Here is a 12,077-nt window from a genome sequence, read left to right on the forward strand (position 1 = left end):
TTTAAATACCCAGCCGGTTACAAATAATGGTCATTAGAGAATCGGCCATTACGATAAATACAATGCCGGTAACCACGGCGGAGGTTGCTGCATTGCCAACAGCTGAGGCGCTACGTCCACACTGCATGCCGCGCATACAACCGGAAAGGGCAATTAAAATACCGAAAACGGCACTTTTCACAAATCCCACCAAAAAGTCTTTTAGTTGTACGGCATGCGCGGTTCTATCCAAGTATTCGGTGATGGATACGTCGAAAAAATTAACCGTTACCAAACCGCCACCTACGATACCCATTAAGTCGGCATATAGACAGAGCAGTGGCATGATTAAAATCAGTGCCAGCACTCTGGGTATGACCAAAAATGCCATAGGTTCTAAATTCATGGTTTTTAAGGCGTCAATCTCACTATTAACTTGCATGGTACCTAATTGGGCTGCATAGGCAGCGCCTGTTCTGCCGGTCATGATAATGGCGGTCATCAGACCGCCCATTTCCCTGGTCATACCCAGACTAACCAAATTTGCAATATAGATTTGTGCGCCGAATAGTGATAATTGTAGTGCGCCGACAAAGGCTAAAATTAATCCGACCAACAGGCTGATTAAAGTAACAATCGGAAGTGCCGAAGGCCCGCATTCTTGTATATATAAGTAAAAATCTTGCAGTCTGAAAAAAGATTGTCCACGCAAGGTAGCCACAGTGCTTAAAAATAGATCGCCAATAAAGGTTAGTAGCAGTTTACATTCTGTGTTGATTATTGTTTGGTTAAATCCCAGAAGATTTAGCTTGGATGAGGGATCTTGCTTTTGCTGGGTATCGTGACGTTCCGGTGAGGCATACACCAGTGTCAGTAATCGCTGAATGGCAAAAGGTAGGCTGGTTAACTCCACGCTGATGTCTTGTTGTCGTGCTGCATCAATTAGCTTTATCAGTTCTGTCGGTAGTAAGCTGTCCCAGTTTCCCAGTTCTGCCGTAGAAAATTGCATCCGCTTAATGTCTTTGTCGGATTTTAAATTTAATAGTATTGCATCGCTGGAGGGTAAGTTACCTGTTAACAGCCAATCACCCTTTACAGTAATGACTAGCAGGTCATTCTGACATGAGCTGCTAATCTGACTGATTTGTTGTTCGGAGTTAGGCATAAGTTGCTTATTGGGTCAGTACGATTAAGTGAGATATATCATCAGTATAAAAAGACTCGGCAAAATGGGTTACGTTCCATCTATTAGCGTTTAAAACTATTAAGAATCACAAATTTTTGATTGCTGGCAATCATGTGACAGTTGCCGAATAACTTTTTCAGGCTGGTATGGTATTGCAAGTGTCGATTACCAATAATACGCAGTTCTCCGCCTTTGCGTAGGACCTGAAAGGCATTTTGAAACATTTGCCAAGCAATATGGTCACCGACTGTCTGCTGCTGATGAAATGGTGGATTACAAATAATACAATCTGCACTCTGATAGGCAAAGCTGCTCAGGCAGTCATCCATACGGAACTCAACTGCTTGCCCGGTCTTCAGCCCTGATGCTACGTTGAGCTTTGCAGAAGCCAGGGCCATATAGGATTCGTCAACAAAATAAAGTTTACTGTTAGGTAAACGCAAGGCTGTCATTAGCCCAATAATACCGTTTCCACAGCCTAAATCGATAATATCATGGTAGTCAGGATTGTCGGGCAGGTGTTGGAGCAGAAAGCGACTGCCTATGTCCAGACTATTTTGGGAAAAAACATTGGCGTGATTCCAGATACGTAATGAGCTGTTTTCCAAAAGATAGCTGCGCGGATAAGGTGTTTCTTGCACAGTCAAATTGTTATCAGGTGTTGCGAAAATTAAGCGGGCTTTTTTGACGGCTAAAGACGTGACAGTAGGGCCTATCAAGTTTTCCAGCAATTTCCAGGTTGAGGCGGGTAGGTTTTTAACCATACCGGCAGCGATGATTTTGCTATCAGCTGTTAATAGAGGTTTTAGTGTGTAAAGTTGATGCTCAAGTAGTGCCATGGTTTTTGGCACTTTAATTAGTAAATAGTCTATTTTGGTGGTTGGTGTTGTCAGACTGTCCAGTAACTGCACCTGATCCGCAGCAATACCATTCGCTTGTAGATTGTAGCGAGTGGCTTGTTGAGAGAGATAGGAGTCAGAGATAACAACGGGTTTATAGGGACTTAGAGCCACTGCCAGAGCGCCAAAGCTATCGTTTAATAGGGTAATCTGGCTAGAGGTGGCCGGATTTTCAGTGCTGAGTTGTTTTAATAGGTATTCATCAGCCGCATCCCAACCACGTAGCAATTCGTGTTTGCGAAAAGGCATGCGTTTGATCTGGAATTGGCCTTGAGGAGCTTCTAACAATGTGTCCATCACTATAAAAATAAGCAAATCAGCCACTATTTAGCTCGAAATAAGCTGATTTGGCCAAAGTTTGGGGAGAAAGTATCAATATACACGAATAAAGTTATACTGTTTAGTTGTTTGACACTGCAGCTTCATCAATTAATGTTACTGTTTGCAATACGATTGAGGCTTAGGCTAATGGACTGAAAAGACTTTAGGAGGGTGCTTTAAAAACCACCCTTCGATATAACTCAGGAGAGCCCTGTCGAAGCCAAAAGCCAGGTTTTTCTAAGTGTTTTTATGCCCTATATACAGTTTGCAGTGTAGATGTTTTAACTGCTATTTTAATCAAAATATTTTATTGAATTTTATTATTCTAATGACTAATTCCAATCTAAGCGGTTGTAAGCTGGAAAATAGTAATATAAATTCTGATACGCACCTGCCCGATATCAATATTCGTGCTGTTATTTCTCAAACCAAAGCGTTACCCCCTTTACCGGGTAGTGCGCTGCGTATTATCAATCTTGCTCAGGATCACAAGGCGAGCGCCTTAGATTTAGCCGAAATCATTGAACTTGATCCGCTTTTAACCGTGCAAATTATTCGTTGGGCCAGTTCATCATTATATGGGTACAGGGGTAAAATAACTTCTGTCCTCGATGCAATAACCAGAGTATTAGGGTTTAATTTTGTATTAGATCTGGCCTTGGGCTTGGCTGTTTTGGCACCGTTAAAATCGCCACAGGAAGGATTAATGGGTACCCGAATGTTTTGGATTCATGCGCTTAGTAGCGTGAGTTTGATGAAGAGCCTTGCGGAGAAATTACCCGAATCATTTAATATTAAACGCGACGAAGTGTTTTTGGTCTCTTTATTACATAACATTGGTTTTCCGTTGATTGGTCACCTGTTTCCAACGGAGTTTGCACACTTAAATACTGTTATAGAGGCAAATTCTTTGGCAAATGTAACTGATCTTGAAACAAGTGCTTTTGGGAATAATCACACCGAAATAGGTGCCTGGTTAATGCGTGATTGGGCTATGCCTGCCGTGCTAATACAAATAGTTTACCATCATCACAATTCTGCTTATCGGGGCGTTAATTATCATTTGAATTTGCTTACCTATCTTAGCGATTGTTTATTAGGTGAGATTGGCATTGGCGATGCAATAAATCAGATTTGTCCTGATGGGGTTTATCAGGAACTTGCTTTAAACTCAGAGGATTGTCATCGCTTATTGCAAGATTTGCACGCTGATATGGAAAATATTATTGCAACCGCTGAGCAATTATCTAAAGGTGGGCATGCATAGCTTGGGTGGTTGGAATGACTATTTGCTAAGCGATTAAATTTAATTTTAATTTGAATCATGTAAAAAAAATGCAAAATTTTCGCTATACCCCATTTTTTCTGAAATTATTCCTTGCATTGTTGTTTTTTTTTGCTACTATGAGATTGTAATAAATAGATGATGCTTAATTAAGAGTTTATTTTTATTTTGAATAAAATAAAATCTTATTTTTGGCAAAAATATAAACCAGAAATATTTCAGTTTGTTTTTAATTAGCTTAGTAAACGTACACTTAGGTACTATGCAAGGCTATTAACCAACATATCATTTGCTTTTTTCTATATTTTCTCCGCTCTGTTCAATTTTGTAACGACTCATACTGTGGGCCATTAATTACCAGAGGGGATTTTTCAACCCAAACCAAGAAAAACAAAATTGATAAAATCAATTCCAACACCACGAACACCTCCACCGCCACGCATTGGCTGGCACTACGATACCTATTTTCTTGAACAGTTAACACGTTTGCGAAAGCAATATGCTGAGCGTTTAAATTAGTTTTAAACGTGTTGACCAAAGTTAATCCGCTTTATCCTTAACTGTTTAAGTCTAAATTTAGTCGTCCAATAAATTAAGATAAAGCCCAAATAATGATTTATACCACTACTACCCGATATTTTATTGGGCGGGTCAGCTTTGTTTTTTGGGTAGACAGCTATGTCAGGTATTTAAGGAATTGGTTTATTTAACTGTTATAAAGGAAATAAGGGCCGATAATGGAATTTAATAGGCTTTCCAGTTGATTTGCGTCCAAGTCACAAACTTCTTGATAGAGTTCTGGAGCAATTGCGGTAAATATCTTTACCAATTCCGGGTCAAAATGCTTACCGCTGCCGTTTGCTAGTGTGGCAATTGCCTCATTTAACGACCAGGCCTGTTTATAGGGACGTTTGGAGGTTAGTGCATCAAAAACGTCAACTATAGAAAATATTCGGGCATTGATGGGGATTTGTTCGCCCTGTAGGCCTTTTAGATAGCCGCTACCATCATATTTTTCATGATGAAACTCAACCACATCTCTTGCATCGTAAAGCCAGCTGGATTTTTTAAGAATCTCTACACCCAATGATACATGCGTTTTCATGACTTCGTACTCTTCGGGATTGAGTTTGTCTGGTTTTAGTAAAATGGGATCACGAATACCAATTTTACCCACGTCATGTAAAAATGCTCCTGCTAGAAGATGGCGCAAATTTTCGTCTGCAAGATTGATGGCTTTGCCCAATTTGAGTGCATAGAAAGTGACCCGGTAGTTATGGCTATTGGTTTCTGAATCACGTTCGGCTATTGCACATCCCAGTACATTTAATAGCTCCAGATTACCTTGTAGTAATGCGCCAGATAATTTCATTACGCCCCGAATCAGTGCATAAACAATGGGGTACATCAAGATGCTGGTAAATGAAATGCCTAAAGTAACAAAAATTAATGTGCGTAAAATATCGTGTTTGATACTAGCGAATGTTTGAGCGTCAACCTCATAAACGCCTTCGAAGTAACCGCCGGGCGTTGTTTGAGTTTCGTCTTTTAAGGGTAACAAAATAATGAGCCATAAATGCCCGTTTATTAAGTGTAATTCATGAGAAAACTTATCAGCTTGCGGAAATTGATGCCTATACTGATTAATTTGCTGTTCAGTAATTTCGAGTCCGCCGCGTACCGCTTCAAACGTCAGTTGTTTGTTTTGATTGAACAATTCAACCATTAGAAAATGTTGTTTAACTAATTTTTCCGCAAATTGAGTGATTTGCTCTGCTGAATTTTTGGCAAAAGATACTTCATTGATGCTTTGCGACTCATTGAGTGCCAGTTCATGTACGATATCTTCAACACGATAAATTTCTGACCATAACACGCCCGCACCGACTGTAATACATAAAAACAACCAGCCTAATAGCAAGCGAATAACAATTTTTTGATAAATTACATGAAGTTCGGGGCCGTGATTATTTTTCATGAATACGAGATGCTGACATTGTGCTTTGGTGAGTAGTTAAGCGAATTTTTAACCAAGATGCAACTGCTAAGCATTTTGGTTTAGGTACGCAACGCTATTTACTTGAACTCGGTGAGCAAAATATGACTTTGGTGTTTAAACTCTGGTAATATTCCAGTTAGTCAGGCTTTTTCAATTGGTTTGACTATACATATGAGCGATGTTTTGCAAATTTTACAGAATGCAAACTAACTAAATCAAAAATCAATAAGGCAATAGTTGAGAGGCAACAAATGGATAAATTAACAGCACTTTCTTTAAGCATCGGCATTTTAGCGGGCGTTGCAACTTTTTTGGCAGTGGGTCCTGCTAGTGGCATCTTTTTTATATGGGCGGCTACCATTGCTTGGGCAGCTTACTTTTTGTTAGGGGCGACTAAAGAAGCTTTGGTTAATACGATTGTTTGTGGAATTTTTGGTGTTGTTATGGCCTGGATTACTGCAGTTTTATTAACTGAGATTTCTCCTGATGCAGCACCTGGATTTTCTATAATGGCAGCGATTACTGTTGCTGTTTCTGTGGTTGTAATGTGTTTGGCAGCCAGAATTCCGCAGTTAGGCACTATCCCTGTCAGTGTTTTAGGTTATTCTTCAACATTTGCCTATCTACTGCAAACGCCTGAGAAATTGAGTCAGGATGTTTTGTTGGGTGTTTCTTTAAGCAATCCGTTATTGGTTATCTCTATTTCGTTTGTCGTTGGAACCTTTTTTGGTCAGTTTTCAGGCCAACTGGCTGCAAAATGGACTAAAGAATAGATTCACCGATTTAAGAATAGGAGGCGCATCAATTACGCCAATTGCGCGTCACTCCATTCAGCACAACTTATAACGCTTAATAATACATTTTTTATTTGTAAGCAATCACTCGGAGTTGGCACCTGTGTCAACTCCTTGCTAATTGGTAGACCTCTACAGCATTCAGCTAAATATTAATACAGTTCACATTTCTAGCTTTTTTATGGTCGTGTAACGCACATGAAAAACGTCAAAATCCGCAGTTAAAAGCCTGTGTCTTGTCTAAATAAAGTGGTTAACATTCTGTTATTAAACAATTAATCAAGTAAAGATGCTTTTGTGAATACAGTGCTGCAATCAGTGTTTATATTGCCACTGTACTTTAGTTCAATAGATTAAGTGAGTTTTAAATGTAACTATAACTACCAGATTAGTAATTAATTGGGAAAGGAATAAAGCTATTGTCATATTAGTTTTATATTCAGCACTTACAATGGTTTGTGTGAGTTTCTAATTGAGCGGATATTGTTTTTAAACCTTCAACTTTATAGGGATGCTGCAATGATGTTTAATATTAAATTCTTAATGTGTGCTGGTTTGTTGGTTGCCTCGCAATCAATTTTTGCTAATCAGTGGCTACCATCGTCAGGCAGTTCGGTTAAATTCGAAGCAAGTAGCCTGAAGAATGCCGAGATTGGTATTTTTAATGTCGATAGCCGTGGCTTGACTGCGGAACCGCTGGCTACCTTTACGGGTAATGCCATTGTTACTTTTGTACAGCAAGGTCATAATTGGAATGTTTCTGTTGGAGGAAAAACAGCAACACTGGCCAACGCTAATCAGTTTCAATTAGCTTGGCTGTCAAATGGTGTATGGGTGACGGAGTTAAATGTTGTGCCTAGTGCGACAACCCCGAATCTTTGGGAACTCACTTTTCTCGATTCTGCACATGGTAGTGTTACCGAGTCGGTTACTGTGTCTAATATTGAACCTGTACAGCAAGTCGTTTCTGCTGCTAGTAGCAGTTATAGTATTTCAGAAGTACCCCTATCAGCAACCGTGTGGGTTTTTCTGAGTGGTTTATTGGGTTGTTTAGCCGTAGGCAAGCACCGGATTGAGAATAAATAACGCCTTAATCAGGGCGTTGTTTAGTCGACCCTATCTACTTTGATCAAAATGCGTAAGTTATTTTTGCTAATTTGATGGTTATAGGTGTTAAATCCGCTGTTGGTTTCAACGTTAATATTTGAATTACCGCCAAGCTCTACCCATTCGCCAAGTTTAGTGCGAATTTGGCTATGTGTAGAATGTGTATCAATACGGTTGCCCTGTTGAAATTGCTCGAACCAGGGTTCGATATCCATCATTACTTGCTGTCCAGTAATTTGAGGCGTTATAACAAATCCAGTACTGATTTCTTGTTGTTGTGAAGAGCTATTGTAGATTGGATTGCCATTCATTACGCCATAACCATTTGTATTCTGTTCCTGTTTGATCTGGCTGGTTTTGATGTAAGCGGGTTGTCCTGGGGTAACGCGTAGAAATTGGCCTTTTTGTTGATGATTTATTTCTCGGGTATCCGCATTCATGCCATGCATCTGTATGGCGTCAGACATGTTTTTGGCCGAATATTCTTTAGCATTTAGTTCTTCGGCAGTTTCACTGCTGTTTTGCAAAACAGTGATAACCAGATTGCTAATCGGACTATCCAGTTTATGTATCAAATTTTGCAAATAGGGCATACGCTCAGACGTAGTTTTGACAATCAAGCTATCTGCATTGTCAACAACCGTATCGGTATTTTCTAGCAATGGGCCTATTAGCGGTAATAATTCTGTTGCTGTGCGATTGTACAAACTAATAACTTCAGTGACTGTGTTTTCAGCGAAAACAATCTGGGTTAGTAGTAATAGTAACAATCCTGATTTAGATTTCATTATAAAGTGCAAGATATTGATTGGCGCTGTTTTGCCAGGAAAAATCTTTTAGCATGGCATTGCGCTGGATTTTTTGCCATGCAGATTTGTCAGCGTATAAAATCAAGCTGCGCTTAATGGTTTCTATTAATGCTGAAGGTACTGGGTCATTAAAAACAAAGCCACAGGCAGTACTATCACGCATGCTTTCTGGTAAGGCGTCAACTACAGTGTCGGCTAGTCCGCCGGTTTTTCTGACTATGGGTAAGGTGCCATAACGTTGACTATACATTTGGTTGAGGCCACAAGGTTCAAAACGTGATGGCATCAGAAATATATCTGCACCGGCTTCAATTTGATGCGCTAAGGGTTCGTTATAGCCAATGTTAATGGCTATTTTCTCTGGATAGAGGCGAGCGAAATCATACAATTTTAATTCAATACTTTTATCGCCACTGCCTAAAAGTACAAACTGTATTGGCATGCTAACCATTTCTGTTAGGCAGCTTAACACCAAATCTATGCCTTTTTGTTCAACCAGGCGACCGATTAGACCAAATATGGGAATATCAGCATCGACAGGTAAACCCTGAGAACTTTGGAGAGCAAGTTTATTTTCTTGTTTGTGTTTGAGGGTTTTTACGCTATAGGTTTTGCTGATGTAACTGTCTGTAGCGGGATTCCAAATTGAGGTGTCAATGCCATTGATAATGCCTGATAAGTCATCCTGCCTATAAGCTAGCAAGCCTTCCAGTCCGTAACCAAATTCAGGTTTTTGTATTTCCTGTGCGTAAGTAGGGCTGACCGTGGTGATGCGGTCGGCAAAACTTAAACCACCTTTAATAAACGATAGCATGCCGTGATACTCAAGGCCGTCCTGTTGCCAAAGTTTTCCGGGAAGATTTAGCAATGTGTATGTGTTGCTAGGAAATAAACCCTGATAAGCCATGTTGTGTATGGTGAAAATGGTTGCAGGTTTATTATCTTCCAATGATAGTAGGGCTGGTATGAGCCCGGTTTGCCAATCATTGCAATGCACTACATCCGGTTTCCAGTTTAAATAGCCGCGATCCATGGCTACTTCTACTACAATTCGGCAAAATAGTGCAAAACGGTCACCAATATTTGCCCAGGGTGTACCCGATTCATCGTGGTAAGGATTGCCAGGAAAATTAAAAAATGGCGGGTAATCAACCAGCCAGACAATCACATCGCTATTTGGCAGCCGGGTTTCAAGTAGGTGTACATCACAGTTATTGACGCGTACGGTGCACAAATAATGGCCGGCTTCGCAATTTTTGATAGCTTGATAATTGGGCATGATAATACGAATATCTTGACCCAGCTCTGCGAGCGCAATCGGCAGGCTACCGGCAACATCAGCCAAGCCACCTGTTTTGATTAATGGATGAGTTTCGCTACTAGCGAACAGAATTTTTTTCATATTCGGCATTTACATTTTTAGAATTATTCCAGCCAACGGAGGCAGTGTTACAAGGATAGAGTGATCCATATTCATCCACGGTTGCGGTGAAGATATTGTTTGACCGTTACCAATATTACTGCCGTCATAGTAGTGTGAATCGGAGTTAAAAATTTCATAATAGACGCCTGGTTTAGGTACGCCAATACGATAACCTTCGCGAGGTACCGGGGTAAAGTTGAGTATAATTATCAAGTCTTCATCGGTGGATTTGCGGCGATAACTGATAATGGATTGCTGAACATCGTGGCAATCTACCCATTCAAAGCCTTGATGGTCGAAGTCGTACTGAAACAGAGCAGGTTGGGTGGTGTATAGTTTATTCAGGTCTTTAACCAGTGATTGTATGCCGCGATGATGGGCGTAGTCGAGTACATACCAATCTAAAGTACGATTGACACTCCATTCACTGCCTTGTCCGAATTCGCACCCCATAAACAACAGTTTTTTGCCTGGATAGGTAAACATCATTGTGTATAACAAACGTAAGTTTGCAAAACGTTGCCATTCATCTCCTGGCATTTTGTTTATTAAAGATTGTTTTCCATGTACCACTTCATCGTGCGAAAAAGGTAAAACAAAATTTTCTGAGAATGCATAGAGCAAGCCAAACGTTAATTGATCGTGATGATAAGCACGGTGAATGGGTTGCTGTTGCATGTAAGCCAGAATGTCATGCATCCAACCCATATTCCACTTCATGGAAAATCCAAGGCCTCCAGTCCAGGTCGGTCGAGTGACTTGTGGCCAAGAAGTTGATTCTTCAGCCATAATAACGGTGCCAGGATGTTGTTCATGCGTGACCGTATTCATATGGCGCAGGAAGTCTATTGCCTCCAGATTTTCATTGCCACCATAAATGTTTGGTATCCAGTCATTGGCTTCGCGTGAGTAATCCAGGTAGAGCATTGAGGCGACTGCATCCACTCTTAGGCCATCAAGATGAAATTCTTCTAACCAGAAAAAGGCGCTTGATAGCAGGAAGTTTTTGACTTCGTTTCGGCTATAGTTGTATATCAAAGTACCCCAGTCGCGATGCTCTCCTTTGCGTGGGTCTTCATGTTCATAAAGTGGGCTGCCGTCAAAACGTGCTAATGCGAAACTGTCTTTTGGAAAGTGAGCCGGAACCCAATCAAGTATCACACCTATTTCATTTTCATGACACATGTCGACAAAATATCGGAAATCATCAGGACTGCCATGACGACTAGTGGGGGCAAAATAACCCGTCGTTTGGTATCCCCAAGAAATGTCCAACGGGTGTTCAGTTATAGGGAGTAATTCGATATGTGTGAACCCCATTTCTTTGACATATTCTACGAGTATTACAGCCAATTCCCGGTAGTTAAGAAAATTGCCACGGCTATCACGTTGCCAAGATCCAAGATGCACTTCGTAAATCGACATGGGGGCATGAAGCCAGTTTTGTTGTTGACGCCGATCCATCCATTTTTCATCTTGCCATAGATAAGCATTTTCTTGAATAACAATCGCTGCCGTTTGCGGGCGGAATTCAAACTGTTGACCATAGGGATCGGTTTTAACTTGAATTTGTCCGTTATGACGGCTGAGAATTTCGAATTTATATAGGCAGCCGACCGCTAAGCCGGGAATGAAAATTTCCCAAATACCTGAACTGCCTAGATTGCGCATAGGGTGATTTCGACCATCCCAACGGTTAAAGTCGCCGACAACACTGACTCTTTGCGCATTGGGTGCCCAGACTGCAAAGTAAACACCCTCAATATTATTTATGCTGTGTAAATGTGCACCAAGTTTTTGATAGATTTGCCAGTGTTTACCTTCGCCGAATAAATGCCGATCAAACTCGGATAGGATAGATTCAAAACAATAAGGGTCGTAATGATGATGTTCAAATCCTTCTTTGTCTATCCAGAATAGCTGATATGGGCTCTCAATTTTCTGTTTATCAGGGTGATATTCAAAGATGTCAGTCCCTGATATACGTTGCATTTCTGGGCCATTTTCAGCATTAAACCGCACTGTTTCAGCATAGGGTAAAAATACCCGAATCACCGTTTTTTTATTTTCAATATGTAAGCCTAAAACTGAAAATGGGTCGTGGTGTTTTGCCTCTATGATGTCAATTATGTTCGAATCAAGCGTGTTTTTTTCGCTGAGCTTGTTCATCGTGCTGTCCCCAGTTATAGTGCATCTGTTTTTTATAATTTGTCGGCGGTATTGTATGCTGACTGCTTGGCAATGTTTAGTGTTTTGATTTTTTACTTTTTAGTGA

9 protein-coding genes are annotated in these 12,077 nt (G+C 40.5%); 3 read left to right on the forward strand and 6 right to left on the reverse strand.

All coding sequences use genetic code 11. The features are described from left to right. Nucleotide 1 precedes the first annotated feature (1 nt). Both ABH008_RS05915 and ABH008_RS05920 read right to left on the reverse strand, forming a co-directional pair. Entirely contained in the window at nt 2-1,144 is a 1,143-nt protein-coding gene (locus ABH008_RS05915) for an ABC transporter permease (protein WP_347988931.1), read from the reverse strand. 83 nt (nt 1,145-1,227) lie between these two features. Continuing rightward, a complete protein-coding gene (locus tag ABH008_RS05920; RefSeq protein WP_347988932.1) occupies nt 1,228-2,388 on the reverse strand; it encodes a methyltransferase in 1,161 nt (386 codons plus the stop codon). Between the two features lie 325 nt (nt 2,389-2,713). Between ABH008_RS05920 and ABH008_RS05925 the strand changes: the two genes are divergently transcribed. Continuing rightward, a complete protein-coding gene (locus tag ABH008_RS05925; RefSeq protein ID WP_347988933.1) occupies nt 2,714-3,652 on the forward strand; it encodes an HDOD domain-containing protein in 939 nt (312 codons plus the stop codon). A gap of 724 nt (nt 3,653-4,376) precedes the next feature. Here the strand turns inward: ABH008_RS05925 and ABH008_RS05930 are convergent. After that, entirely contained in the window at nt 4,377-5,648 is a 1,272-nt protein-coding gene (locus ABH008_RS05930; protein ID WP_347988934.1) for an HD domain-containing phosphohydrolase, read from the reverse strand. Between the two features lie 272 nt (nt 5,649-5,920). Here ABH008_RS05930 and ABH008_RS05935 point away from each other — a divergent pair, with 272 nt between their 5' ends. Further along, nucleotides 5,921-6,442: a DUF1097 domain-containing protein gene (locus ABH008_RS05935; RefSeq protein WP_347988935.1), complete on the forward strand. Its 522-nt coding sequence runs from the start codon at nt 5,921-5,923 to the stop codon at nt 6,440-6,442. A gap of 540 nt (nt 6,443-6,982) precedes the next feature. Beyond that, nucleotides 6,983-7,549, forward strand: coding sequence for a hypothetical protein (locus tag ABH008_RS05940; protein WP_347988936.1), 567 nt, complete (start codon nt 6,983-6,985; stop codon nt 7,547-7,549). 20 nt (nt 7,550-7,569) lie between these two features. Here ABH008_RS05940 and ABH008_RS05945 read toward each other — a convergent pair whose 3' ends face one another. The 3 genes from ABH008_RS05945 to glgB are packed head-to-tail and all read right to left on the reverse strand — an operon-like array spanning nt 7,570 to nt 11,971. Further along, nucleotides 7,570-8,358, reverse strand: coding sequence for a type II and III secretion system protein (locus ABH008_RS05945; protein WP_347988937.1), 789 nt, complete (start codon nt 8,356-8,358; stop codon nt 7,570-7,572). Continuing rightward, on the reverse strand, nt 8,348-9,781 hold the full coding sequence (gene glgA, locus ABH008_RS05950; RefSeq protein ID WP_347988938.1) for a glycogen synthase GlgA: 1,434 nt from the start codon (nt 9,779-9,781) through the stop codon (nt 8,348-8,350). The genes ABH008_RS05945 and glgA overlap by 11 nt, the downstream gene beginning before the upstream one ends. Nucleotides 9,782-9,790: 9 nt before the next feature. Next, nucleotides 9,791-11,971 carry a 1,4-alpha-glucan branching protein GlgB gene (gene glgB, locus ABH008_RS05955; RefSeq protein ID WP_347988939.1) on the reverse strand — a complete coding sequence of 727 codons (2,181 nt, stop codon included), beginning with the start codon at nt 11,969-11,971 and terminating at the stop codon, nt 9,791-9,793. Nucleotides 11,972-12,077: the final 106 nt, after the last annotated feature.

Origin of the sequence: Methylomonas sp. AM2-LC, from assembly GCF_039904985.1 — a bacterium.
In the GTDB taxonomy this organism is placed as follows: domain Bacteria; phylum Pseudomonadota; class Gammaproteobacteria; order Methylococcales; family Methylomonadaceae; genus Methylomonas.